The sequence below is a fragment of the Candidatus Nanohalococcus occultus genome (assembly GCF_029207735.1).
Taxonomy (GTDB): domain Archaea; phylum Nanohalarchaeota; class Nanosalinia; order Nanosalinales; family Nanosalinaceae; genus Nanohalococcus; species Nanohalococcus occultus.
In genome coordinates this window covers 610,880-633,412 of record NZ_CP104395.1, presented here as the reverse complement: position 1 = coordinate 633,412, position 22,533 = coordinate 610,880, and the positions used below count along the sequence as shown (strand labels likewise).

The following is a 22,533-nucleotide window of genomic DNA, read 5'->3' as shown; positions in this document are numbered from 1 at the left end:
CAGTTATGAGCGAGGAAAACTTCTACGACGAAGAATATACAGAAAGGTTAAACGAGATAATGGATCTCCTGAAGGAACACTACGGTGTGCCGGAAGGCGCCAGAAGGGATGATCCGGTCGATTCATTGATTACAACAATTCTGTCCCAGAACACGACCGATCAGAGCAGGGACAAGGCAAAAGCCCGGCTGGATGAGAAGTTCGATTCCTTCCAGGAGATACTTGATGCGGACGTTGAGGAGGTAACTGATGCAGTACGGATCGCCGGTCTCGGACCTACCAAAGCCGAGCGGATCCAGACGTTTCTATCGATGATAAAAGAAGAGCGCGGAGAGTTTTCCCTCGATCATGTAACCGATATGGGAAAAGAAGAGGCCAAACAGTACTTACAGGAGTTTCCCGGGGTCGGACCTAAGACGGCCGCGGTCACACTCTGCTTTGCTTTCGGAATGCCAGTGATGCCTGTGGACACACACGTCCATCGCTTATCGCAGAGGCTTCGTTTGATACCTGAAGGCACTCCGGTTGAGAAGGCTCATGATATACTGGAACGGGAAGTCCCGGATGATAGAATATACGAGTTCCACATCAACCTGATCAAACACGGCCGAGCAGTCTGTACAGCTAGGAATCCAACATGTCAGGAAAGCTTTCTGGCAGAATACTGTGTTAACTGCGTTTGTAGAGAAAATTGATCTGGATAAGAAATCAAAAGTTTCGGGAGTTTTTTCATCCCGCTTTTTGTTGTGAAGCCCAGTAGAAACGAGTTTACTCGTGGTCGTGGCCTTCGTGAGCTCCTGCCTGCTGCTCTTCCATTTCCTCAACGATCTCCTGTGCCTTCTCGTTGATTCTGTCTTCGTCGACGACGTCTTCGTCGTCAAGTACTGCTAGAAGTGCGTGTAGTGTAAGCTCCATGTTGCCCAGTCTCTGCTGCATCATCTGCATCATTTGCTGAGCGTTCATCTGTCCACCTTGTGGTTGTTCTTCTGTCATTGTAGTATCACAAACGTGAATTGGAGCAAAAGGCTGGTTAACCCGTCGCCCCTGCATCTAAAAACCGATGTATCAGTGACTCTTTTAAACAGGTTGACTCTACAGCTCTTCAGCACTTATTGGTATGTACTCAACAGAATTCTCTGAGCGGTCTAGAGAGGATTCCTCGCTCCGCACGCCTGACATTTCAGAAGCTGAACTCCTTTCTCCTTTACCATCTCGGTGTCAGGAGATTCACACTCTGGACAGTAAAGGTACTCATTGGTGTAGTTTTCGATCCGGCCCTGGATGTTTCCACGTCGGAACTCTCCGTTAAGAACTAATTCGCCGTTTTTGATATGTCCGGCTGTACCTAGCTCGTTCTGGATGAACTTCGATAAGTGTTTTTCATCTCGGTTGAACTTTTTCACAAAGTCCTGGAAGTTCTCTAAAATAGTTTTCGAACCGTCTTTACGGGTCTTTACCTCTGGTACCTCGAAACGTCCGGAGTTACCTACCTCGTCAGGAACCTCTTCCATACCTTTGTCCAGTAGTTCATCGTAGTCTTTCATACATTGTTAACGGGACGTGAGTTTCTTAACTTGGATGTTTACTTCCAGTCGCCGTTTTCTTCCAGGAAACTCTTGAAGTCCTGCCAGCTGCCCGGTTCGAAATCTCCTTTCATAGAGCTTACAGGCAGAATGCCTAGTGAACCCGATATCTTTACACTCCCGACGTCATAGTTAATCGTGACCTTCAGCTGGTCTGCCTGTGTGTATGCCTGTTCGACTGCTTTCTCTAAGTTGTGTTCTGAGTTCAACACGCTTTCTTCTATCGGAAGATATTTTCCGTGGACGGTGTATGAACTGTGGCCTTCAAGCTTTTCAAGAGTGTTCAGCGCTTCGTTAGGGTCCTCAAATCTTTGAGTGGCTCGATACGCCATTATATCACAGCTTTTTGATCTTCCCTGGCTGCGGTTCGTAGAAAGTTCCTTCGCTCAGCAGGGAGTTGATCGTATCTTCAAGCTGGTCTTCGTCAGCATCGACTTCTTCAGCGATTTCGCTGTAGTCTGCTCCGTCTCCTTCATCGATCTCTTCGACGGCTTCGATGACGTCCTGTTCAAGGTTGTCCTTGGCTTCCGTGTCAATGTTTCCGAAGTCCTCTCCGAACGACTGGAGTAGGGCATCTACTTCATCTTCTTTGAGCTTGCCGGCCATCTCTTTTTCGATCTCGTCTTGGTCTTTGCCGGCTTCTTTCATCTGTTTTACGGTTTCATGGATTGACTTCCATTCTTCTGCCTGTTTCCGGTGGCGTAGCTGGTGTAGAAGCTCTTTTTCCACCGAGCAGTTTTCAAGTATCTCTGCGTTCAGGTAGATCTGACCCTGGTACTCTCGGACTTTTCCGATTGCCTCGATTATGTCTCCGATTTCGAACTCCCGCATCTGATCTAGCTCGTTGAAGAACTTGAGCTGTACAGTATCTGTTCCATCGTCGATAGTAATTGATGCGTAGGTTTCATCGTCGTTTATGAAGCTGTCAACAACCGTTCCAACAAGTCTTGTGCGTGAAATCTTCCGTCCGTTCGGTGTTAAAAGGTAGTTCGGTGTGAATCCTTCCTTTTCGAAGTATCTTCCGGAGTGAAGTTCTTCCGCGGTTGTCAGCTTTGCGGTCTGTCTCTCCTGCTGTGGCATAATCTAGGATAACGGGCAAGTATTAATTAGATGTTTGTTTGCCGAGGCTCTAAGGTTGCGTTCCGGCACAACCCATAAGAAAGCTGAGTTCAAAAGCAACTCGAGAAGTGTTCGGTATGTCACAACAATACTGTCGGGAGAAGGTCTATGAAAGAATGACTGAAACCGAGCTAGCTGACACGTTCAGTCGTCTGGAAAGGAAAAAACGAGAGTACGCTATTTCCTATGTATCGGCCGACTATCTCGCAAATGAAACATCGATGTTTGAAAGACTGGGTATAACCTCGACCCGTGTCTCACAGGAACATGTAGATCACTGGGCTGAGAAACTCGACCAACTGGAAAAAGAGTATGCTGTAGCGAGAAAAGAGTCCGAAAAGGAAAGCAGAGCTGTCAGAGCTTCAAGCTACCGTTTCAACGGTGATTCAACCAGCGCCATAGAATCAATGAGAAAAGAGGTACAGGAATACAGGGAGCATGGAAGACGTTACCTAAAGAGCTTCGCGCATATAAGCTAAACTACAGTTTCTGTATCTTTCCGCGTTGAGGTTCGAATACCTCTCCCTCGTTCATCATTTTCTCGATCATCTCCTCGACTTTGTCCTCTGGGATGTCTTTTTCTACGGCTTCCTCTATAACTTCCTGTCGGTCAGCTGGCCCGCCGTCGCTCTTGGCTTTGATGATCTGCTTGAGGGTCTGTCTGCGGTTACGCTGGCTTCCGGATACACCGGATTCGATCATATCGATGTCGTAATCACCTGTCTCCGGATCGACTCCGACCTGTTTCAGTGAGTAGGTCAGTATGTCGATTGCGCGTTGAGCGTCTTCTGTTTTAACTTCATCAGATAGTTCCGCACGGGCTGATGCCTCGGCTACGCGGACCAAAGCCTCCAGCTGTCTGGCGGTAATTGGAATTGAGTCTCCGTCCTCCTGGCTGCCACTGGAACGCATGTTGACGTAGAACTCCTGTATCTTATTCGCCGCATCCTTTGTCAGGTCCGGACGGCAGTTTTTCTGAGCGTAAGCCACGTACTTACGCAGCATTTCCTGGGATATCTCTCCGGTGGTTTCCTCTGGCTCGATGTGGTTCATCAGAACCTGTTCGGATAGTTTCTGATCCTTTTCCTCGTCCGGTTCGTCTTTGACCGGGAAGATGAAATCGAAACGAGACAAGAGTGTGTCGCCGATGTTGATCTGCTGAGGGATTGGTTCGTAAGGGTCAAACCTTCCTAGCTTCGGGTTTCCTGCAGCTAGGATCGCGGTCTCAGCGTTAAGCGTTGCCTGAATGTTTGCCTTCGATACGGAAATTTCTTGCTGTTCCATCGCCTCGTGTAGGCTCGAACGGTCTTCCTCTCCCATCTTATCGATCTCATCGATCGCAGCCATACCCTTGTTAGCAAGGACAACTGCTCCTGCCTCAAGGCTGAACTCGCCTGTACTTTCTTCCTTTACAACAGAAGCTGTAAGACCTGCTCCTGTCGATGACTTACCGACGACGTAACGTCCTTTAGGGCTTAGCTCTCCTGTGAACTTCAGTAACTGGGACTTACCGGTTCCCGGCTCTCCGATCAGTAGTATGTGGATGTCTCCTCTTGATTTCACGCCGTCTTCGCGGCCCTTTTTCACTCCGCCGAACAGCTGGAGTGCGATAGCTTTCTTGATCTCTCCGTGTCCGTAGATCGATGGTGCGATCGATTCAGCGATCTTCTCAAATATTTCCGGGTCCTTTGCGAGGTCTCTAATCTCCTGTTCTTCCTCCTCGGTCATCTCCAGTTTCTCGAACTCCTGTTGGGTTGGCTCCAAGTAGTTCGCATCCATGTAGATATCGTACTTTTTCGAGTTCTTCTTCAGTGGTTTTTCCCGCAGAACTCCTGTGATGTGTGCTACGTTACCAGGAACTACTTTCTGCTGGAACTCGGGGTCAACCAGATCGCCTTCAAGTCTTACAGATAGACTGGTTGGCTGTTCGCTGCCTTCCCGGTTTTCCGGGTTCTCCTCTAAGGTGATGACCTGTGTGTCGGTCATGACCTTTTCCTCGGTCTCGAACTTTCGGGAACCACAGTCTTCACATTTGTAAGGCGATTTCAGTTTTGAAGAGTCCTGTTCTTTTTCGTAACGCGCCCCACACTGTTCGCATTCGAATATAGCGGATACAACTTCCGGTTTAACCTGGGAAGCTCTCTTAATCATTCCCTCGATCGGTATGAACTTTCCGATGTGCTTGCTTCGGAGATTCTTCAGTAGTACGAAGTCTTCTTCGGGCATGTTTGCGAACCGTACGGTCATGTCGTCGTTCGAGACGATATCGACTCCCATGAGTGCTTCTTCGGCCGCATTTATCCCGTCCTCCGGGTTTTTCTGTAGGTAATCGGATAGCTCGAAGTTGATCATATCCATCTCCATGAAATCGATTACAATCGAGTCATCGCCTTTCTGGACGGCTCTGGAGATATCTTCATACATCTCCTCTGAGAAAAACTCTTCGAACTCTGTTACCGCTTCCCCGAAATCCATCAACTGTACCTTAACTGGCAACTCTAAAAAACAGTGATGTATTCTTGTATCATTATGTCAGAAGAACCACTAGCGGAAGATGAGGTAGACCGGAAACTTCAGGAACTTGAAATCTGGGGTCAGGTAGGAGACAAGCTAGCCACTGAAATCGAGTTCAACAGCTACAAGGAAGCGGTTTTCTTCGCGAACACAGTTTTCTCAGTCGCGGAAAAACAGTTCCACCATCCAAAGGTAACCGTAGAGTACGGATCCGTTATAATCGATGTAACAACCCATGAAGCCGAAGGATTAACCGAAAAGGACTTTGCGTTCGCAAAAGAAGTCGAGGAAAACTTAGGAGAGATGGACTGGAGCTAATTTCTCCGTCTTTTATTTTTCAGCTAACTGTTTTGAGTTAAAATTAAGAGAAAAGGAAATGATTTACTCGAGAGCTCCGATCTCTCGGAGGTTCTCTTTCAACTTGTTGATGCCTTCCAGTACGTCGTCGTAGGTCTTTCCTCCCGTACATACGATACGGCCTGAGGAGAAAAGCAAGAATACAACGCTTGGTTCATCCAGTCTGTATACCAGTCCTGGGAACTGTTCTGGTTCGTACTCTGTACCGACGAGTTCGAAAGCGATTCTGTTCAGGTTGAGTGTCGCTCCTACTTCGCTTGATGCGACCATGTTCTGAACTGTGATCTCAGGTTTGGATCCGATCTCGATGTCTGCTTCTCTAAGCTCGTCGATGATCTTATCAACTGCTTCCTTTGCCTGATCAGGGCTTGTGGTTCCTGTACAGACAACTTTTCCGCTGCCGAAGATTAATGCGGCTGCTTTTGGCTCTTCCAGTCTGTATACTAGTCCTGGGAACTGCTCTGGTTCGTACTCTGTGTTTTCGAGGTAGATCGCGATCCTGTCTAGAGGCATGCGTCTGTCAAGGGTTGTGGAGGCAACTACGTTCTCGATCTTGATGTTTTCGTCTTCAAGTTTGGACTTGCTCATTTTGATTTCACCTATGGGGTTATGGCCTTCCGTCAACGTTGGAAAAACTCGCGTGTATATAAAGGCCCTTTATAATAGTCCATAATCGGCGAAACCTTTTAAAAGTGGGCTTTATATATGACCTGATTATGCCGTAGGAAAATTATTAACTCTGCTGTAGCTACATTACTGGTATGGCACAAGATAGTATGCAGAATGACGGTTACGAAGAGGTCGTATTGGATTTCGACGATGGGCCTTCAGATGAATTTAGAGCAGGTACCTACGATAAGAGGACGAGTGAGTTTGTAGGTTATCTGCGTCAGGGAGAGAGGTCTTACTCGGGCGGCATAACTGAAGACGGTGCGGCTGTCATATCAAATGAGGACAATCCTGCGAGAGAATGGGTGAGATTTAGTCCCGGAGATGTCTTGGATCCGAGAGAAATTAGATAAGTAAAAATAGAAGGGCGTTTTACTTGCCCTTGTGGCTGTTTGCGTTCTGAGAAGGTCTTACCTTCTCTGCGCCTTTGCCTTTGTTCCGGAGTCCACGGTTCTTCCGACCTGCCGGTGTCTTTCCACGTCCGACACGGTCTTTCTCGTCACAGATCCAGTTAATATCATCATCTGCTTCGATTGTCGGCTCGTCAGGATCTACCATGATGACTTCAAACCATTTGTAGTTTCCGTCTTCAGCTACCCAGTAAGAGTCCAGAACTTCTAGGTTCTCGTATTTTTTCGATGCTCGCTGCTCTGCGATCAGTCTCTTTGACTTCTTCGGATGGAAACGGCTCTGTCCGTACCGCTTCGGTCTTCGACCTCCTGCCGGGCGTTCTCTCTTAGAGTTACCTTTCGATACACGTGAGCGGATAACGTTGAATCCTCTCTTAGCTTTGTATCCGAGGCTTCGAGCCTTTGGAACTCTGGTTGGGTTCTCTGCTTTCTCTAGTGCGTTTTGCTGTCTCCATTCTACGAGCCTCTTCTGCCATAGCTCGTCCAGCTGCTCTTTCGGCTGGTTGTAGCTTTCGCGGGCGTACTTGTAGTATGACATTTTTGAATTACCTAACAACAAAACCCCACGAAAAGGTTATAAACTCTGCTTGTCCGGTTCCGGCAGATTCTCCCGATACATATAAAACAGGCATGTGTTAGTATCGAGGTGTGGTACAATGAACGCAGCACTTAAGATTCTATTTGGAGCGCTGATGGTGGTTGTAGGAGTCTTCTCCACAGTCACTTTCTTCAACGAGCTACTTACGCTCGCGAAGGCAGCGATCGGTCCTGTACTCGTGCTACTGGGTGCTTTCATCATCTGGCTGGAGTCAGATGAATGGAAGATGCAGCGAACTGAAAAAAGCAAGGAACAGAAGTCACAGGGACTTCAGAGAGAGTTCGAACCCCAGAACGCGGTTGAGCAGGATACGACACAAAAAATGAACTACGACGACGTACTGTCCGGAACTGTACAGGAAGTCAAAGACGCCGTCAGAGAGATGGCAGACCCTGACTACAGAGCAATCCTCGAAGCAGAAAAAAGAGGAAAGGACAGAAAGACCGTCCGAGAGTTCCTGGAAAGAAGAGTCGATTAAAGGCTCTCTTTCCATTCAAGAATTTCTTTAAACCAATACTTTTACTTTTAAGCCGTCTCTAGTATTTTACTGTCCATCGTACAGGTTCTGTACTTTTTCAAGTGAGTCCGCATCTTCCTTATCGTCTCTGAACGATTTCAGCCGTGGGAAACGCAGCGCGTAACCTGAGCTGTAGTTAGGTGATTTCTGGATCTCCTCGTACTCTGCTTCCACGATAACATCGGGTTTAACGGTTACATCCCGGCCGTCTTCCTCGATGACCAATGGTTTCAGCCGCTCGGTGATTTCCCCCAGCTCTTCGTCGGTTAAACCGGTAGCCATACGTCCGATCATCACGTACTCCTGTTTTTCCTCACTCCAGCATCCAAGTTTAAGACGGGAAAGCCAGCCGCTTCGTCGTCCTTCTCCCCATTTGGCGCCGATCACCGCCAGATCAAGGGTCTCCATCACAGGTTTCAGCTTCACCATGTAGCCAACCCGGTTACCTGGCTTGTAGACTGCATCAACGGATTTCATCATTATACCTTCCTGACCTTCGCTCAAGGCTGCCTGATCCAGCTCGTGAACTCTTTCCGGATCGTCCGTTACATCGTGATCTACCATCCGCAGCTCCTGTTTTCTCTCTGAAACTATGTTTTCCAGCGATTCATACCGCTGAGAGTAAGGTGTATCGATCATCGAACCTTCCAGGTAGATAAGATCGAACGGCCGGACTTCAACAGGTATCTCCCGTTTCAGCTTCTGTATATCGTACTTTCGTTTGACCCGTCTGGAAAGCTGCTGGAAAGGAATGCTCGATCCGTCTTCCGGATCGTAGGCAACTATTTCCGAGTCAATTATAGCGTTCTCTGCGTTTACATGGTTCTTTATTGCTTCCACGGCGTCCGGGAACTGTTCGGTGATATCTTCCAGTCTACGGGTGAATATCTTTACCTCGCCGTCTTTGATATGTATCTGTGCGCGCACCCCATCGTACTTGTAATCGATAGCGGCGGGTTTTCCAACCTCCTCGAAGCCTTCTTCGATTGATTCAACTTTTTTCGCAAGCATTGACTTTATCGGTCGGAAGACCTCGATCTCAAGAGACTCGACCTTTTCTATGCCTTCCCGGCAGGCCCTTGCCACCTCCTGGAAATCGTTTGTAAGATCGTAGGCTCGCTGGATACTTTCCTTGTATTCGCCTTCGAAAAATGCTTCGCTTAAAGCATCTCTTATGGTTCCTTCCCCAACTCCGAGCCGGAGATTTTCTATAAACGTTCTTGCGATCCACTTGGCTTCAACCGGATCGGCATCGCTGATCAAGGCCGAGACCTCGCTCTTTTTCTTATCCATCGAGACCTTGCCGGTTTCTCCACCTCCTGAACCCATTTTAGCGACCTTTTCAAGAGTATCGACCACTCGTTCAACCGTTAGATCTTTTGAGCCGAGCTTTCTCTGTGTTTTGGTTCGGACCATCTCCTCTGCGGCGTATCCGAGGTCGCCTTCGTCTCTCCAGACTTCTTCTATCTCGGATTTGCTTCTGCCGGTTGCTTCCTCTATTATTTCCAGCATTGTCTTCGAGGAGATGCCTATATCCATGTTTTTCCAGTAAGGGAACGGCCGTCCCATCGCAAGCAGTACGATGTCTTCAAGCAGCTCGTCGTTTTCCCTGAAAAATTCCGCTAAGATAGATGTCATCTCGAGAGTTGACTGGGTTGAATCCAGCTGTTCGTATAGTTCGACGAGTTTAGAGTACTCCATATCCTTTGTTTCGGGTTGAAAGGTTTAAACGCTGAACTCCAAGTAACAGCTGTGAACGTATTTGACGCAGTTAGAAATCTAGGCTCGTTCCGTTCAGCCGATGACAAACCGGTCGAAAGAAAGAAGGTAGGAAAAATACTAGAGGCCGGCAGACACGCTCCTTCGCCTGGAAACGTCCAGTCACTGGAGTTTATTGTAATAGAGGAAGAGGAATCACGGGCCAAGTTAGCGGAAGCATCAGGCGACCCACGGTTAGAAGAGGCGCCTGTGGCGGTGATCGTACTGGCAGATACTGCGCGGATGCGCAGGAGAATCGGCGATGAGTTCCACGATGCCTGTAACGCTGAGGCAGCTTCAGCAGTCCAGGGAATGAGAATGGTCGCAAAGGAAGAAGGCTTAAGCAGCTGCTGGGTAACGGGCTTCGATCAGATGGCTGTGAAAACCGGTTTCGGCATCCCGGAAAACGTAGAGCCGATGGGTATAATCGGGCTTTGTTATCCGCGTTCGGAGGTTGAACCGGACCATCGTTTCGGAATGAATGAAGTTGTTTTTTACGAAAAGTACGACAACCAGGTAGGAAGCGTCTTTGACGGACTCGAATGGGAAGGTCTCCATGAAAACACAGAGATAGCCTCTAAGAAGACTAAAAGATTCTACTGGAAGCTGAAGGAAAGGTTGTCCGACCTTATATAAATCTTCTTAGCAAATGTATGTTTACTTCATGATGGTAACTCGGCTGTTAAATCGGGCGTGAAACCGGATAAAGGTTTATAACTGCCATTAATGAAGGGTTTAACAGAAGGTGAGTAAAAAAATGGTTGCAAGTCAAGAGACTTTGGACAAGCTGGAAGATATCGGCTTGAACATGTATGAGCGAAAGATTTACGCGGCTCTACTCGGTCGTGGAGTTTCCACAGCCGGCGAACTGTCAGAGATGACAAATGTTCCGCGTTCCCGCGCATACGACGTCTTAGAGTCTCTAGCTGAGAAAGGATTTGTTGTAATAAAGTCATCTAAACCTATGGAATACGTCTCAATACCGCCTAACGAAGCGATTGAGAACATAAAGAAACAGCACAAGCAGGAGCTTCAGGACAAGCTCAACAAGCTTGAAGGATTCAAGTCATCCGAAGCAGTTCAGGAGCTTGAAGAGCTGTACGATCAAGGCGTAGAACTTGTAGAGCCTTCGGAAATGTCCGGTTCTCTCAAGGGAAGCCACCAGATCAACCAGCACATGGGAACAATGTTCCAAAAAGCTGAATCCGCCATCAAGATCGCAACTACAGAAGAAGGACTCAACGACTTAGTTGAGAACCACGCAGATCTTCTAAAAGAAGCGAAAGCCGATGGAGTTAACGTACAGATCCTAGCGCCGGTAACTGATTCAAACAGGTCTTCTTTCAGCAACGCAAAGGAGTTCGCGGAAGTAAGACATCTACAGGAGACTGGCGAGTTCAAGATTCCGAACGGACGTTTCGCAATCGTCGACGACGATATGACAATGTCGATGACACACGATGAAGTACACTCCACACAGGACACTGCGTTCTGGACACGTAGCGACCACATGAGCAAGGAGACCATGGAGCCTGTATTCGACATGCTCTGGCATCACTCAGAAGATCCAGAAAACAACAAGCCGGAAAGGCCGGAAAAGTAAGTTAGTTATTTTACCAGGCGGCCCCCGATAGCGGGCCGCAACATATCACGTGTCTTTACAGTTTTTCCTCGAAGAAACTTACCGCGGAACTACCAATTACATCGATGTGTTCGCCGTAATCATGGTTTAGTCCTTCAACAACTTCCAGATCTGCGGATTCCAGGATATTTACAGCGTCCTTGGACTTTTCCATTGATATAACAGGGTCTTCATCGCCCTGGATGATTAGAACAGAGCATTTGATTTCTGAAAGCAGTTTTTTCTGGTTCACAGCTCTCATTTCCTTCACTATGTCTGCGCCGATCCACATCAGCTTTTTGCTTCTCTTCAGGTAGCTCCAGCTAGGTAGCTTTCCAAACAAGTTGATTGAAAGCTCCCAGATCCTGTTAGGTGGGAGATCGATGCCGTAAGTTACCGGAGCTGTTAGAACCAAGGCATCAACTTCGTTGTGGTTTCTAAGTGCGATGTAGCCGCCGAGACTGTGGCCGAACAAACCTATGTTCTCCGCTCCTCTGCTTTTCATATATTCTATAGCTGCTTCGAGATCCTGAACCTGTTTTTCGGCAGTTATCGCTGTCCTCTCGCTTTCTCCGCAGCCTGAAAAATCGAAGGTTAAGACGTTGAAACCGGCCTCGTTGAACTTTTCAGCCAGGGTTTCAAACCGGCCTCTGTACTTTCTATCTTGTGAGAAACCGTGGGCCATAACTATGCCTTTACGGGACTTGGCCTTCCAGTAGTCTCCGGCTAGCGTCAGCCCGTATCCGTTTTCGAACCTAACGGTCTCCATGCTAGTACTCTGCTCTCAGCGGCGCCTGGTTTTCCATTCCAAGTGATCCGAAAAACAGTGATCCAAGCGAGAAGCTTGGGCCTGTCTCAAGTACTTCTGTGGAAAGCTGCTTTTCCGTCAGATTCTCAGCTACTTGTACTGCGGTAGCTCTTCCACCTAGTTCGTCTACAAGTCCCAGTCTCTTCGCGCGTTCGCCTAGGATCGGTTCACCTGTCCCGACTTCCTCGATTTGAGGTTCGGATAGGTTACGGTTTTCCACGACGGTGTTGAGGAACTCTTCTCTGATTGCCTCGACTTTTGAGGTTAGAACGTCTTTTTCCTCTTCCGTGATGTTCGAGTAAGGCGATCCGATCTCCTTGTACTCGCCGGAGGAGATGTTGACGTATTTTACGCCGTACCTTTCAAGCAAGCCGCTGAACTGTAGGTAGCTGCTTCTTACACCGATGCTTCCTGTTAAAGTGGCTGAGTCCGCGACAACCTCATCACATCCCAGTGCGATCAGGTATCCTCCGGAAGCCGATAGATCCCGGAAACGACAGACCGTTGTGGTGTTGACTGATTCAATTTCCCGTTTCACTTCTTTCGATGCGACTACAGCGCCACCGCCAGAGTTTATCTCATATATTATAGCATCAGGATTCTCGCTCATAGCCCTTTCATTTAGGTTTCTGACCGACTTCGGGGTGATGCCGGTAGCGGATCCGAGACCGCTGGAGGCTTCCGGGCTTATCGTCCCGGAAAGAGGCACAATCACTGCCTCGCCTTTCTGAGGGTTAAAATCGATGTTTTCCGCCGATGTGGTGCCTAAAACTACTATGGCGGTTACTGCGAGTACTGCTCCGGCTACCGCTAGAAGTTGTTTATCCATATTGATACACGTTTCGATCTTCTTTTTAACTCTTCCAGTAGTCTTGAACATGTGTCACTCGAAAAACTTTCACGTAAGATAATTGAAGAGATTGAATCCGGAGAAATCGAATCAAAGGACGGTATAGAAAAACGGAAAAAAGAGCTTTGCCGTGAGATGAGCTTCCAGGGAATGCCGAAGAACTCGGACATCAGGGAGTTTCTAGACGACGAAGAGGAACAGGCAAAGGAGCTTCTCAAGACCAAGCCAACCCGTTCGATCTCCGGAATCGCCAACATTGCGATCATGGCACGTCCAGCGCCCTGTGGCGGAGGATGTGTTTACTGCCCTAAAGGAGAGGGCGCTCCACAGAGCTACACCGGCAAGGAGCCAGCGACACGTAGAGCGATCAGAAACAAGTACGACCCCTTCGATCAGGTCAGCGACAGGCTTGGTCAGTACGAGAAAAACGGTCACAGCATCGATAAATCCAAGTTAATTGTAATGGGAGGAACCTTCCCGTTCCAGGACCCGGACTATCAGAAAGAGTTCGTCAAACGAGCATTCGACGGATTCAACACCTATGGGGACGGAACAGAAAGCGATACACTGGAGGAAGCTATCAAACAGAACGAGACTGCGAAGGTCCGGAACGTCGGTGTAACCTTCGAGACCAGACCGGACATCTGTGAGACCGAACACATCGACCGTATACTCGAGATGGGAGGAACCCGTGTAGAGATGGGAGTTCAGACCGTCTTCGAGGAGACACACGAGCGCACCAACCGCGGTCATGGAATGGATAAAGTCATAGAAGCCACTAGAAAGTTGAAAAACGCAGGTTTCAAGGTTTGTTATCACCTGATGCTTGGTTTGCCGGGAGAGGACTTCGAGGACGATATCGAGAAGTTCCGCCAGGCTTTCAACAAAGAACAGTTCCAGCCGGATGAAGTCAAGATCTATCCATGCGAGGTTATCCAGGGAACAGAGCTTTACCGCCGGTATGAAAACGGAGAGTTCGATCCGATCACAAGCGAGGAAGCCAAAGAGCGTTTGAAAAAGATACAGAAAGACGTTTTACCGCCACATGTCCGCGTCAAACGAGTTATGCGTGATATTCCTTCAACTGAAGTCGATGCGGGACCGGCGCTGACAAACATGCGTCAGATGGCTTTACAGGAGCTTGCCGAGGAAGGCATCCGGTGTAGATGTATTCGCTGTCGGGAGGTCGGACATGTAAAACACAAGCTAGGTCTCGAACCGAAAGACGTCGAGCTACTGGAAAGAGATTATGCGGCAAGCGGCGGTCACGAGTACTTTTACTCCTTTGAGGACGTCGATCAGGATATTATCCTAGGGTTTTTGAGGGCGAGAGCGCCAACCCAGTCGTTCCGTGATGAGATCGACGATGATACCTTGATTGTCCGCCAGCTGAAGGTGCTTGGAAGCTCTACCGATATCGGAACCGAAGGAAAGGACACTCAGCACAAAGGATACGGCAAGCAGTTGATGGAAAAGGCCGAGGAGAAAGCACGTGATCTGGGAAGAGATAGGGTCGCGGTTATTTCAGCGGTAGGAACCAGAGAGTACTACAGGAAGCTTGGCTACGAACTTGAAGGTGCTTACATGGTTAAAGAGCTGGAGTGAGCCTGTGGTCGGATAATGTTTTTGATGTAGAAAAAGAAAAATACAGCGGGTCTCCCCTCCCCGGGGTTTGACTCGCCGATCCGCTTGGGTGTAAAGACTAGTTGGAGTGTGTCTGCTTGAGTCTCTGCCATTCTTCAGAGAACTCGTCTTTCATCTGTTCAAGAGCGATTCTTTCTTCGTCGTCTAGCTCTTTGTTCTCTACGATATTACGGTAGATCTTGTAAGGATGTGTTGGAACTTCCTTGTTCATGTTGTTCTTGAATTCATCCTCGAACTTGTCTCTGTGCTTTTCTACCTTCTCCTCTAGAACTCCTTCGTCTTCCCAGGAATCCGCGAGCTTCTCCTTGGAACTTTTTCCGATGTCCCACATGCTCGCCATAGTAAAACAATGTGTATGCCGCCTTATTAACCTTTCGACCATTTTGCTTGTCGTACAGCAACTTAGACGCACAAATGACTCGCTATACTTGCTTTCGGATAGAATTATCTCGGGGAAATGATTGCCTCTGAACTGAACCTGCCTCGAACGCTCCTCTTTTATCCTTGGGCTTCTATACCTCAACAGTAAGGTGAATAATATTAAGGTTTCGAAAGACAGCGGTCTAAGCTCGGTTTTAGCCGGCAGTCTGAACGCATTAAAACACAATCCTGTACTGTTTTTCCCTAAACTGGTATCGACATTTCTCGGCGCACTCTGGTTTGTAGCGGTGTTTGACGCAGTCAAGACACCGGAAACTTCTCTAATGGTTTTACCAGTGATTCTGGTATCTACAGTTATCTTGCTTTTTGTCGGACTGTCCGCATCGGTCATGGTATCGTCCATGGTTGAGATGAGAGAACGCTACAGCGATCTGGCTCTACTGAAGCAAGGAGCGTACGCTACAGCCGGTAAAGTATCTGATATACTGGTTTCTGTGATCGGCCTGGTGGTTTTCATGATCACAGTCTATATGATAGCAGTACTCGGCTTTGTCGCTTATTACATGACTCAGCGAATCGTCTTTCTGGCAGCAGGCTTGTTAATATCTTTTATACTCGTAATGGCTTCTGGATTCTATCTGTATTTCCTGCCCGTGTCTCTCTTCGAGAAAGATTCGTGGAAAAAAGCTCTCAGAGACTCATCTAGCTTCTCGTCGGAGAACTCGCGGGATGTAGGCATGATGATGGTTTTCTCCCTTGTCTTGCTCGCACCTGCCTTTTACTTTACAGGACGGCTGGAGACGCTTGGTTACGTAGGATTTATAGTAAGTAGAATGGTTTCCGGGCTGGTAAACACCTATGTGTTTACACTTGGCCCGGAGTATTATCTAGGCTCGCAGGGTCTTGACTAGCTCTTCTGCGGCCTTTTCTGCCTGCCCATCGGCGTTTTCCAGGACCTTTAGATAGGCTCCTGTTAGAACGCATCCGCTGGCAGCCATCTCTCTTGCGATCCGTCTGTACTCTGTTATGTGTTCTATGGATTCATGCTCTCTACTTCTACCTTCATCGTCTTTAACACGGTTCCAGATCGCCTCGGAGTCCGCATCTATCATGATTATCTTTGAAGGTTCAAGTTTCTCGATGCTCCACTTTGGAAGCCCCGGGATGTATCCGTGAGGCGTGTAAATCGCTGCGTGAGTATCGACGATAACGTCTTTTTCCTCAGCGTCCTCGAAGATTGATTCAGCTGCCTCTTTCTGGATCTCTCTGTAGGTCTCTGTGCCGATTTTCTTCATCTCGTCACGTGATTCAACTAACTCGCGTTCTTTCGCGATCTCTAGCATCCTATCGCCGTAGTTGATCAGCTCGTAGTCTTTGTCCGCTAGAAGCATTGCCTCTTCCAGCACTGTTCCTTTTCCTACTCCTGATAGTCCGGTTACGATGTTTACTTCTCCCATTTTATTGATCTCCTGTAATGTAGAGCTTCTCCGCCAGGTATTTCAACCATTCGTCCGACCCATCGGTTGGCTCGGTGAATCTAAACTCGTTTAACTCATCTGCGATCCTTTCCGGTACGCCCAGCTTCCGGGCTTTTTCCATCTTCGCTTTCAACAGTCGCTTGGCATCGGAAAACTCTCTTTCAGTCTTCGCATAGATTCTCTCGCCTTTGATAAACGTGTTTTCATACTTCGATTGGAACTGGCTCATATGCTTGAAGTTATGGTACACCTTCGGGCCTTCAACGTATTTGATCTCCGGCAGGTCCATCTCAACCTCGAAAAATATCTTGATCCTGTCTTCTCCTACGAAAAACCCTGAATTGTAGACTCGGAAATCATGTCTTCGGAACTCCGCGTTCAAAGCTCTCATACTCTTCCGCATTTGAGGGTAGACAATGTCTTCAACCTCATCTACCGTATCGAACTCCATTACCAGGAAGTCTCCGTGTTTTTCCAGTTCCTGGCTGATCTCGAACTCGGTGACATCGGTCTCTTCAACCGTGAAAAAGTCCATTCCTGGCTCCTCGCTCATCCGCCAGCAGCTGTAGATAAACTTCGCGTAGTTTTCCGTGGAAAGAACAGAGGTAACGTTTCTCTCCGGGTCAACCGGATCAATAATCTTCAAGCTATCGCCTGAGAACTTGTTTTCCAGGGACTCCGGTAGCTTCTCGTGGTGGTTTTCCGGATCGATCACTGTATCGCCGTTCCAGTCTTTGGCCTCTTCCATCAGCTCCTGGAAGCTGCCGAACTCCGCGATAAGAATCTCACAGGAGTAACCGGAAAAACCTTCAACCTTCAATGAAGAGCCGTAAAGCCCCGCACAGGTCAAAAACGCTTTCAGTATCACAACGTCTTCCCGCTGTTTTTCATCCAGATTATTTTGAACCCAACGTGAGTGATGCGGTGTCCGGTCCACGCTCGAACGAATATCGGTTGCTTCAACATCGAAACATGGAACGATCTCGACCTCTAACCCGTTGATCTCGCCCTTGGTGTAAGGATGTTCGGCGTACTCGATATGGTGTTCGCCGTTTAACTCCTCAAAAACCTTTTTACCTATCTCTAGGCCTTTTTCCTTTAACTCCTCTTCCGAGGTCTTGGATGGGAATAGAACAAAGACATCGATGTCGTTGTCTCCTGTCATACACGTCTCTCGGGAAGCTGAGCCGGCAAAATGGGTTTCAAGCCCGTACTTCGATTCAATTATATCCGATACCTTCTCGTAATGTTTGCGCAGCTCGCTGATTTCTTCATCTGTCGGTCCATACTGTTCGAGGACCTTGGTTCTGAGACGTTTCCAGTTCATGTAGAAGAGTTCGTAGGTTAGCGATTAAAGCTTTGGAAGAATTCAAAGTTCGAAGTTAAACGAAAAAATGGGAAATGTGGAGAGGGCCTTAGTTTTTCAGGCCTTTGACTAGTACTCGGTCGTCGATTACCCAGTACTTGATCTGGTCGCCTTCACCGGCGCTCAGATCTTCTGGAAGCTCCATCTCTTCCGTTTCGTATGTATCCATGTCCATTACCTGTGCGATCGTTCCTTCACGGGATACGATCTGTCCTTCCTTCTTGTCGACGTCAGGCTGCATCATCATGGAGTCGCCAGGCTTTGTTAGGTGTCGGTCCTTCTGGTCGAAGATTCCGCGTGCCTTGATCTTTGCCTTTGCGCTTCCGTGCTTTCCTGGGCTGGACATTGAGACCGAGCGAACTTCACATGGCTCGCCGTCGATCATTACGTAGTTTCCGCTGGATAGGCCGGAGGCCTGTGTTTGATGTGCCACGTGATACACCTACTGGGTTGAGATTTCGATGTCTTCACGTGTGACAGTGTTCCTGCCTGCGTGATCTGCCATTTTGGATGCTTCTTGGGAGATCTCTTCGGCAGCTTCTTCTAGAGCCTGCTTTAGCTCTTCTACTGCGCTCTCTGATACTCTTTCTGCTCCTGCTTTTCTGATTATTCTTTCGACTGGTGCGTTTGGAAGACTCATAGTAATATCTAAAGATTGCCATGTAATCTTTAATAACCAGCCTGTCCTCCGACCGTTTTATCACGTTTACAGCCTCACATGATATTATGCCCGTAGCCGACGCAAATGTATTCATCAGAGGGAAGAGAACGCCTTTCGACAGCGCTCTAACAGTTCCAGAGGTAATGGATGAACTGGAATCAGATTCAGCTCGCAGAAAATTTGATTTTGCCGACGTATCTGTCATGAATCCCTCGGAGGAAAGTATCGAGAAGGTTCGGGAAAAATCCGAGGAGTTAAACTCTCCGACCTCCAAGATTGATGAAAAACTTCTGGCACTTGCTTTAGATGTAAAACAGGCGATTGTAACTGATGATAAAGCTTTACAGAACCTGGCGCTTCATCTAGAAGTTGAGTTCGAGGCTTACATGACTGATGGGATCGATGAGAAAAAACGCTGGGAGGAATACTGTCCTAACTGCGGTAGAAAGGTTGCTGGTCGCTGTGATCGTTGCGGGCAGAAATCTACTTCGAGACTAGTGTAGCATAATCTCTGACAAACTCCTTTGTCAGGATAAGGATCAGAGGTCCTAGCACTACTCCTTTGAGTCCGAGTGTAAGCGGTCCTGCGAGGAATCCCATGAATATGATCAGTGGGTGTTCGTTCATGTGCTTGGAGCCGATGTAAGGTCTTAGGAAGACTTCTGGCATTATCTGAAGGATTGCGAATCCGAAAAACAGGATTAGACTTCCTTTCACCGGGTCTCCTGTAAGCAGGTAGTATCCGCCGAGCGGTCCGTAGACCATGAAGTTTGCGATAAGTGGAAGCAATGCTGTGATTGCTATCAGCCCGGCCCAGATCGGGATTAGTGGGATTGGGGAGGCTGATATCATTGAAATTGCGTAGAATCCGAGTCCTGCTATAATTCCCAGTATTGTGGCTACGAGGAACTGTGTTACGAACACGCCCTTGAAAATATAGTTTATGGACTCGACAAGTGAGGTTGAGATCTTCCGCTCTTCTTCCGGGAGGTTCTCGATGATCTCCATCATCTTGTCTTCGATCTTCCCTCCGTCCTTGTACAGGTAGATGGATGTTACCGCATAGATACCTAGGTGTATTAAGAGGCCTGGTACGCCTTCGAAAATATTTCTAAGCCGTGCGTTCAGGTAAACTGAAAGAGTGTTGATCAAGCTTTCCGTGTTCTGCCGGAAACGTGCTGGAAGATCGATCAGCTCGATGAAATTGACGACCAGTTGTTCGAATGAACCTGTAAGAGAGTTTAAAGCGCTTAGAAGCATTGTGAAGTTGTTAATGAATGTGTAAAGACCGGCCGATATTATTCCCAGAACTGCTGTTATTATTATTAGGGAGGATAGGAAGTTGTTGTCGATCTTGTTGTTCATCCGGTTGTGTGCGAACCGCAGAATGTATGATGTTGCGATAGCGAGTACAACCGCATCAAGGAACGGGTAAAGTATGTAGAGGCTTCCGAGACACAGAAGCATGGCGACTCCCAGAGTCTCTCTCTTGAATCTAAGTCCTCCCCCGCTCATGTTTCTAAATTCCACCTAACGTCCTTTATAACTTCTGCCTAGGCTATGTTGTCACTTCCCTGTAAACTCACGAGGGAAAAGGTTTATAAAAGTTCTCCATTGTTTCAAAGGTGTAACTCAGAGGTAAAACTTTCTATGTCAGACAAAGATACTGTATCAGACCAGAACGTTCCAAGACGAGAATTCGACAGCTACCAAGTGCCGGACAGCTGGCAAGAGGATGAAGAAGATAATAACGAATCAGAGACTCCAGAGAGTCAGGAAGGCGAAGCTCAGGAAGCACCAGAGTCTGTTACAGACGGAGAAGGCTACGAGATCAAGCAGGAAGAAGCAGAAGAAGGAGACACAGTTTTAACCTGTCCAGAGTGTGGCGCACAGCGTTTCGAGGAAGACAGCGCCGAAGGACAGCTAATCTGTGTAGACTGTGGGCTTGTAATTGATGAAAACAGAATCGACGAATCCGCAGAATGGAGAGCCTTCAACAAAGAAGAACGTGAGAAAAAAGCACGAGCAGGACAGCCACTAACATATACTAAACACGACATGGGAGTCTCCACCGAGATCGGAAAAGGAAGTGGAGAACTCTACAAAGTCAGTGGAAACAAACGCGCACAGTACTACCGTTTGAGAAAATGGCACAAGAGACTGACAAAGTCAAAGGACCGGAACCTTGGATTCGCACTAAGCGAACTCAACTCGATGATTTCCAACCTCAACCTACCGGAATCAGTTCACGAGGAAGTCGCCCGACTATACGAGAAAGCAGTCGACCAGGGACTAGTCCGCGGACGCTCAATGGAATCAATCATCTCAGCACTACTATACATTGTAGCCCGTAAACAGGGAACACCAAGAACACTGGATGAAATTTCCGATGCATCCGGAATCGAGAAACGAGAGATCGGACGAGCATACAGATACGTGGCAAGAGAACTTGGACTAAGAATCCTACCGGCCAAACCACAGGACTACGTGCCAAGATTCGCAGGGAAACTCCAGTTAAGCGGAGAAGTCCAGGCACGCGCACGACAGATTCTCAAGGAAGCACGTGAACGAGACCTTCTATCCGGTAAAGGGCCGACAGGACTCGCCGCAGCAGCACTCTACATCGCCGCAGTAATCGAAGGCGAAAAACGAACACAGAGAGAAGTCGCCGACGTAGTCGGTGTGACAGAAGTAACGATCAGAAACCGTTACAAAGAACTCGCTGAAAAGCTTGGCCTCGAAGAAGAGCTAGAAGAGAAATCTAATTAGGTGGTTTTAGTGGAGAGGATAGAGCCAGTAAGGATTAGCGTCGAGGGAGATGCGAAGGGTCTAGATATTGGCTCCAGCGAAATTCAATCCAATTGGCCTGATACATACAATTATGTTTTAGATAAACTGGTGGGAGAGGGCTTTGAAATAATAGACCAAGAGAAAATCGCTGATGAGTGGTTAGAGGCTGTTGACGAGGTTTTTCAGGAATTGCCCGAGATTGCGTCTGGTATTGTTGAAGATGTTAAGCCAAATGCCATACCCATTAGAACCTCAACGGTACTGATTAGTAATTCAAATATGATCATTATACCGGGAAACAGTCCTGGATTTCTTTATATACTCTCAGAGTCCGAAGATGAGATTGAAGACGTGGTTTCAAGCTTTGAGGAAAAATTGGAAGAAGTAAAACAGTTCGTGAAGGACTTCGGTTTGAATATTCAGGGGCTAGAAAGGCAAGATGAGCTAGCTCAGAAAATCACTGAGAGTTTTGATGCTGAGTTGATTGAGCGCGAAGAAGCCAAGAATGATTTCGAAGAAGAAGTCTACGAAGAAATAAAAACGAATCTTACGTCTTGTCTCGACACTAATATCCACTTACGATTTGGTGAGGAAGAAAACAGACAAGAGAGCTTTGAGTACGACATCTTGGTCAATCTTAGCCCTAAGGACCAGATTTTGGTTGCTGTTAAAGATGCCAGTCATGAGGATGCTGATCTAAGTAAGGAAGACGTAATTAGAGGGCCGAATGATAAGTCTGAGATTCTTGGGGTTGATTGTATAGTGTTGGTAAAGGACTTGGAAGAGGAGAAGCTGGATGAGTACAAGCCTCTGGCGGAAAGGCGAGATATAAGCCTGATTGAATACGACAAAAACCAGGAATATCTGAAAGAGCTTGAGACTTTAATGAAGGTAGGTCTACGAAGCACTATTAAACCAAAACGGAGAGGCCTTGTGCCTTAATTGGTTGATCTAGATAGTTTATTATCTCGATCAATTCTGAGGCAGTATCTCAACGTGCTCGGTATGCTTACTGCCTTCTAACTCGTTGAATAACTCCATAATCCTATTAGCGGAGCCTTCTGTATGTAGAACTTCCAGGCATTTTCCTTCATCGAGTTTGCTGTGTAACTGAGTGTTCAGGATTTCATCGTATTCGTGGAAGGTGTGGGCTACATCGTGTTCTTTGCTGTGCGGGTGTTTTACGACGATGACTGCGTTAAGCTTTCCTTCGAGTTTTTCCCGTAGTTTCATGTCCCGGTGTAGGTTGGCTACGGCGGTCCGGATTAGCTCGCTTCGGCCGTTGAAGCTTCCCATTCTTTGTAGTTCATCTATCTTTTCTTCCGAGGTCTCGTCCAGTGAGAGACTTATTATTCCCATAAACCAGAATTAATAACATTCTATAAATAGTTAATAATCTTCTTTCCGGT

Annotated in this window: 29 protein-coding genes; 12 read left to right on the top strand and 17 right to left on the bottom strand. The window is 47.6% G+C overall.

Features of this window, described 5'->3' with window-relative positions:
• Positions 1–5 precede the first annotated feature (5 nt).
• Positions 6–695, top strand: coding sequence for an endonuclease III domain-containing protein (locus SVXnc_RS03600; protein ID WP_347721564.1), 690 nt, complete (start codon positions 6–8; stop codon positions 693–695).
• 73 nt (positions 696–768) lie between these two features.
• Here SVXnc_RS03600 and SVXnc_RS03595 read toward each other — a convergent pair whose 3' ends face one another.
• The 4 genes from SVXnc_RS03595 to SVXnc_RS03580 all read right to left on the bottom strand — a co-directional run bounded on the left by SVXnc_RS03595 (position 769) and on the right by SVXnc_RS03580 (position 2,663).
• Positions 769–963, bottom strand: a complete 195-nt coding sequence (locus SVXnc_RS03595; RefSeq protein WP_347721563.1) for a hypothetical protein — start codon at positions 961–963, stop codon at positions 769–771.
• Positions 964–1,145: 182 nt separating this feature from the next.
• Positions 1,146–1,544 carry a translation initiation factor IF-2 subunit beta gene (locus SVXnc_RS03590; protein WP_347721562.1) on the bottom strand — a complete coding sequence of 133 codons (399 nt, stop codon included), beginning with the start codon at positions 1,542–1,544 and terminating at the stop codon, positions 1,146–1,148.
• 38 nt (positions 1,545–1,582) lie between these two features.
• On the bottom strand, positions 1,583–1,915 hold the full coding sequence (locus SVXnc_RS03585; protein WP_347721561.1) for a hypothetical protein: 333 nt from the start codon (positions 1,913–1,915) through the stop codon (positions 1,583–1,585).
• 4 nt (positions 1,916–1,919) lie between these two features.
• Positions 1,920–2,663 carry an OB-fold nucleic acid binding domain-containing protein gene (locus SVXnc_RS03580; RefSeq protein WP_347721560.1) on the bottom strand — a complete coding sequence of 248 codons (744 nt, stop codon included), beginning with the start codon at positions 2,661–2,663 and terminating at the stop codon, positions 1,920–1,922.
• Positions 2,664–2,779: 116 nt separating this feature from the next.
• On the opposite strand from SVXnc_RS03580, the gene SVXnc_RS03575 reads away from it, so the two are divergent.
• Positions 2,780–3,181 (top strand): hypothetical protein, encoded by a 402-nt coding sequence (locus SVXnc_RS03575; RefSeq protein ID WP_347721559.1) that lies wholly within the window; start codon positions 2,780–2,782, stop codon positions 3,179–3,181.
• A 1-nt stretch (position 3,182) separates the two neighbouring features.
• On the opposite strand, the gene SVXnc_RS03570 is transcribed toward SVXnc_RS03575, so the two are convergent.
• On the bottom strand, positions 3,183–5,177 hold the full coding sequence (locus tag SVXnc_RS03570) for a minichromosome maintenance protein MCM (RefSeq protein ID WP_347721558.1): 1,995 nt from the start codon (positions 5,175–5,177) through the stop codon (positions 3,183–3,185).
• 54 nt (positions 5,178–5,231) lie between these two features.
• Between SVXnc_RS03570 and SVXnc_RS03565 the strand changes: the two genes are divergently transcribed.
• Positions 5,232–5,534 (top strand): 4a-hydroxytetrahydrobiopterin dehydratase, encoded by a 303-nt coding sequence (locus SVXnc_RS03565; RefSeq protein ID WP_347721557.1) that lies wholly within the window; start codon positions 5,232–5,234, stop codon positions 5,532–5,534.
• 63 nt (positions 5,535–5,597) lie between these two features.
• On the opposite strand, the gene SVXnc_RS03560 is transcribed toward SVXnc_RS03565, so the two are convergent.
• On the bottom strand, positions 5,598–6,161 hold the full coding sequence (locus tag SVXnc_RS03560; protein WP_347721556.1) for a TATA-box-binding protein: 564 nt from the start codon (positions 6,159–6,161) through the stop codon (positions 5,598–5,600).
• Between the two features lie 173 nt (positions 6,162–6,334).
• On the opposite strand from SVXnc_RS03560, the gene SVXnc_RS03555 reads away from it, so the two are divergent.
• The gene (locus SVXnc_RS03555) at positions 6,335–6,595 is read left to right on the top strand and encodes a hypothetical protein (protein WP_347721555.1); all 261 of its coding nucleotides are present in this window, start codon (positions 6,335–6,337) and stop codon (positions 6,593–6,595) included.
• A 19-nt stretch (positions 6,596–6,614) separates the two neighbouring features.
• On the opposite strand, the gene SVXnc_RS03550 is transcribed toward SVXnc_RS03555, so the two are convergent.
• Positions 6,615–7,190, bottom strand: a complete 576-nt coding sequence (locus SVXnc_RS03550; protein ID WP_347721554.1) for a 50S ribosomal protein L15e — start codon at positions 7,188–7,190, stop codon at positions 6,615–6,617.
• Between the two features lie 118 nt (positions 7,191–7,308).
• Between SVXnc_RS03550 and SVXnc_RS03545 the strand changes: the two genes are divergently transcribed.
• Positions 7,309–7,728, top strand: a complete 420-nt coding sequence (locus SVXnc_RS03545; RefSeq protein WP_347721553.1) for a hypothetical protein — start codon at positions 7,309–7,311, stop codon at positions 7,726–7,728.
• 66 nt (positions 7,729–7,794) lie between these two features.
• Here SVXnc_RS03545 and SVXnc_RS03540 read toward each other — a convergent pair whose 3' ends face one another.
• Positions 7,795–9,468, bottom strand: coding sequence for an ATP-dependent DNA ligase (locus SVXnc_RS03540; protein WP_347721552.1), 1,674 nt, complete (start codon positions 9,466–9,468; stop codon positions 7,795–7,797).
• Between the two features lie 51 nt (positions 9,469–9,519).
• Here SVXnc_RS03540 and SVXnc_RS03535 point away from each other — a divergent pair, with 51 nt between their 5' ends.
• Entirely contained in the window at positions 9,520–10,161 is a 642-nt protein-coding gene (locus SVXnc_RS03535) for a nitroreductase family protein (RefSeq protein WP_347721551.1), read from the top strand.
• A 121-nt stretch (positions 10,162–10,282) separates the two neighbouring features.
• The gene (locus SVXnc_RS03530; RefSeq protein ID WP_347721550.1) at positions 10,283–11,128 is read left to right on the top strand and encodes a TrmB family transcriptional regulator; all 846 of its coding nucleotides are present in this window, start codon (positions 10,283–10,285) and stop codon (positions 11,126–11,128) included.
• Positions 11,129–11,183: 55 nt separating this feature from the next.
• On the opposite strand, the gene SVXnc_RS03525 is transcribed toward SVXnc_RS03530, so the two are convergent.
• Positions 11,184–11,915 carry an alpha/beta hydrolase gene (locus SVXnc_RS03525; RefSeq protein WP_347721549.1) on the bottom strand — a complete coding sequence of 244 codons (732 nt, stop codon included), beginning with the start codon at positions 11,913–11,915 and terminating at the stop codon, positions 11,184–11,186.
• A gap of 1 nt (position 11,916) precedes the next feature.
• Positions 11,917–12,783: a S49 family peptidase gene (locus SVXnc_RS03520; RefSeq protein ID WP_347721548.1), complete on the bottom strand. Its 867-nt coding sequence runs from the start codon at positions 12,781–12,783 to the stop codon at positions 11,917–11,919.
• A gap of 51 nt (positions 12,784–12,834) precedes the next feature.
• Between SVXnc_RS03520 and SVXnc_RS03515 the strand changes: the two genes are divergently transcribed.
• Positions 12,835–14,409 (top strand): tRNA uridine(34) 5-carboxymethylaminomethyl modification radical SAM/GNAT enzyme Elp3, encoded by a 1,575-nt coding sequence (locus tag SVXnc_RS03515; protein WP_347721547.1) that lies wholly within the window; start codon positions 12,835–12,837, stop codon positions 14,407–14,409.
• A gap of 97 nt (positions 14,410–14,506) precedes the next feature.
• Here SVXnc_RS03515 and SVXnc_RS03510 read toward each other — a convergent pair whose 3' ends face one another.
• Positions 14,507–14,788 carry a hypothetical protein gene (locus SVXnc_RS03510; protein WP_347721546.1) on the bottom strand — a complete coding sequence of 94 codons (282 nt, stop codon included), beginning with the start codon at positions 14,786–14,788 and terminating at the stop codon, positions 14,507–14,509.
• A gap of 190 nt (positions 14,789–14,978) precedes the next feature.
• On the opposite strand from SVXnc_RS03510, the gene SVXnc_RS03505 reads away from it, so the two are divergent.
• Positions 14,979–15,740 carry a hypothetical protein gene (locus SVXnc_RS03505; RefSeq protein ID WP_347721545.1) on the top strand — a complete coding sequence of 254 codons (762 nt, stop codon included), beginning with the start codon at positions 14,979–14,981 and terminating at the stop codon, positions 15,738–15,740.
• On the opposite strand, the gene SVXnc_RS03500 is transcribed toward SVXnc_RS03505, so the two are convergent.
• The 4 genes from SVXnc_RS03500 to SVXnc_RS03485 all read right to left on the bottom strand — a co-directional run bounded on the left by SVXnc_RS03500 (position 15,717) and on the right by SVXnc_RS03485 (position 18,319).
• Positions 15,717–16,286, bottom strand: a complete 570-nt coding sequence (locus SVXnc_RS03500; protein ID WP_347721544.1) for an adenylate kinase — start codon at positions 16,284–16,286, stop codon at positions 15,717–15,719. The genes SVXnc_RS03505 and SVXnc_RS03500 overlap by 24 nt on opposite strands.
• A gap of 1 nt (position 16,287) precedes the next feature.
• Positions 16,288–17,634, bottom strand: a complete 1,347-nt coding sequence (gene cca, locus SVXnc_RS03495; RefSeq protein WP_347721543.1) for a CCA tRNA nucleotidyltransferase — start codon at positions 17,632–17,634, stop codon at positions 16,288–16,290.
• 88 nt (positions 17,635–17,722) lie between these two features.
• Positions 17,723–18,106 carry a translation initiation factor IF-5A gene (eif5A, locus tag SVXnc_RS03490; RefSeq protein WP_347721542.1) on the bottom strand — a complete coding sequence of 128 codons (384 nt, stop codon included), beginning with the start codon at positions 18,104–18,106 and terminating at the stop codon, positions 17,723–17,725.
• Between the two features lie 9 nt (positions 18,107–18,115).
• Positions 18,116–18,319, bottom strand: a complete 204-nt coding sequence (locus SVXnc_RS03485) for a histone family protein (RefSeq protein WP_347722421.1) — start codon at positions 18,317–18,319, stop codon at positions 18,116–18,118.
• An 80-nt stretch (positions 18,320–18,399) separates the two neighbouring features.
• On the opposite strand from SVXnc_RS03485, the gene SVXnc_RS03480 reads away from it, so the two are divergent.
• A complete protein-coding gene (locus SVXnc_RS03480; RefSeq protein WP_347721541.1) occupies positions 18,400–18,837 on the top strand; it encodes an NOB1 family endonuclease in 438 nt (145 codons plus the stop codon).
• Here SVXnc_RS03480 and SVXnc_RS03475 read toward each other — a convergent pair.
• On the bottom strand, positions 18,818–19,849 hold the full coding sequence (locus SVXnc_RS03475) for an AI-2E family transporter (protein WP_347721540.1): 1,032 nt from the start codon (positions 19,847–19,849) through the stop codon (positions 18,818–18,820). The two genes, SVXnc_RS03480 and SVXnc_RS03475, sit on opposite strands and share 20 nt — an antisense overlap.
• 135 nt (positions 19,850–19,984) lie before the next feature.
• Here SVXnc_RS03475 and SVXnc_RS03470 point away from each other — a divergent pair, with 135 nt between their 5' ends.
• The gene (locus tag SVXnc_RS03470; protein WP_347721539.1) at positions 19,985–21,103 is read left to right on the top strand and encodes a transcription initiation factor IIB; all 1,119 of its coding nucleotides are present in this window, start codon (positions 19,985–19,987) and stop codon (positions 21,101–21,103) included.
• A 9-nt stretch (positions 21,104–21,112) separates the two neighbouring features.
• Positions 21,113–22,066, top strand: a complete 954-nt coding sequence (locus tag SVXnc_RS03465) for a hypothetical protein (RefSeq protein WP_347721538.1) — start codon at positions 21,113–21,115, stop codon at positions 22,064–22,066.
• Positions 22,067–22,096: 30 nt separating this feature from the next.
• Here SVXnc_RS03465 and SVXnc_RS03460 read toward each other — a convergent pair whose 3' ends face one another.
• Positions 22,097–22,483 carry a CopG family ribbon-helix-helix protein gene (locus tag SVXnc_RS03460; RefSeq protein WP_347721537.1) on the bottom strand — a complete coding sequence of 129 codons (387 nt, stop codon included), beginning with the start codon at positions 22,481–22,483 and terminating at the stop codon, positions 22,097–22,099.
• Positions 22,484–22,533: the final 50 nt, after the last annotated feature.

Bases quoted from the DNA above. Each gene is read 5' to 3' on its own strand.
- SVXnc_RS03560 (WP_347721556.1), bottom strand. From the start codon at position 6,161: ATGAGCAAGTCCAAACTTGAAGACGAAAACATCAAGATCGAGAACGTA.
- SVXnc_RS03550 (WP_347721554.1), bottom strand. From the start codon at position 7,190: ATGTCATACTACAAGTACGCCCGCGAAAGCTACAACCAGCCGAAAGAG.
- SVXnc_RS03530 (WP_347721550.1), top strand. From the start codon at position 10,283: ATGGTTGCAAGTCAAGAGACTTTGGACAAGCTGGAAGATATCGGCTTG.
- SVXnc_RS03540 (WP_347721552.1), bottom strand. From the start codon at position 9,468: ATGGAGTACTCTAAACTCGTCGAACTATACGAACAGCTGGATTCAACC.
- SVXnc_RS03580 (WP_347721560.1), bottom strand. From the start codon at position 2,663: ATGCCACAGCAGGAGAGACAGACCGCAAAGCTGACAACCGCGGAAGAA.
- SVXnc_RS03565 (WP_347721557.1), top strand. From the start codon at position 5,232: ATGTCAGAAGAACCACTAGCGGAAGATGAGGTAGACCGGAAACTTCAG.
- SVXnc_RS03545 (WP_347721553.1), top strand. From the start codon at position 7,309: ATGAACGCAGCACTTAAGATTCTATTTGGAGCGCTGATGGTGGTTGTA.
- SVXnc_RS03575 (WP_347721559.1), top strand. From the start codon at position 2,780: ATGTCACAACAATACTGTCGGGAGAAGGTCTATGAAAGAATGACTGAA.
- SVXnc_RS03570 (WP_347721558.1), bottom strand. From the start codon at position 5,177: ATGGATTTCGGGGAAGCGGTAACAGAGTTCGAAGAGTTTTTCTCAGAG.
- SVXnc_RS03510 (WP_347721546.1), bottom strand. From the start codon at position 14,788: ATGGCGAGCATGTGGGACATCGGAAAAAGTTCCAAGGAGAAGCTCGCG.
- SVXnc_RS03590 (WP_347721562.1), bottom strand. From the start codon at position 1,544: ATGAAAGACTACGATGAACTACTGGACAAAGGTATGGAAGAGGTTCCT.
- SVXnc_RS03500 (WP_347721544.1), bottom strand. From the start codon at position 16,286: ATGGGAGAAGTAAACATCGTAACCGGACTATCAGGAGTAGGAAAAGGA.
- SVXnc_RS03525 (WP_347721549.1), bottom strand. From the start codon at position 11,915: ATGGAGACCGTTAGGTTCGAAAACGGATACGGGCTGACGCTAGCCGGA.
- SVXnc_RS03475 (WP_347721540.1), bottom strand. From the start codon at position 19,849: ATGAGCGGGGGAGGACTTAGATTCAAGAGAGAGACTCTGGGAGTCGCC.
- SVXnc_RS03460 (WP_347721537.1), bottom strand. From the start codon at position 22,483: ATGGGAATAATAAGTCTCTCACTGGACGAGACCTCGGAAGAAAAGATA.
- cca (WP_347721543.1), bottom strand. From the start codon at position 17,634: ATGAACTGGAAACGTCTCAGAACCAAGGTCCTCGAACAGTATGGACCG.
- SVXnc_RS03600 (WP_347721564.1), top strand. From the start codon at position 6: ATGAGCGAGGAAAACTTCTACGACGAAGAATATACAGAAAGGTTAAAC.
- SVXnc_RS03555 (WP_347721555.1), top strand. From the start codon at position 6,335: ATGGCACAAGATAGTATGCAGAATGACGGTTACGAAGAGGTCGTATTG.
- SVXnc_RS03520 (WP_347721548.1), bottom strand. From the start codon at position 12,783: ATGGATAAACAACTTCTAGCGGTAGCCGGAGCAGTACTCGCAGTAACC.
- SVXnc_RS03585 (WP_347721561.1), bottom strand. From the start codon at position 1,915: ATGGCGTATCGAGCCACTCAAAGATTTGAGGACCCTAACGAAGCGCTG.
- SVXnc_RS03595 (WP_347721563.1), bottom strand. From the start codon at position 963: ATGAACGCTCAGCAAATGATGCAGATGATGCAGCAGAGACTGGGCAAC.
- SVXnc_RS03470 (WP_347721539.1), top strand. From the start codon at position 19,985: ATGTCAGACAAAGATACTGTATCAGACCAGAACGTTCCAAGACGAGAA.
- SVXnc_RS03480 (WP_347721541.1), top strand. From the start codon at position 18,400: ATGCCCGTAGCCGACGCAAATGTATTCATCAGAGGGAAGAGAACGCCT.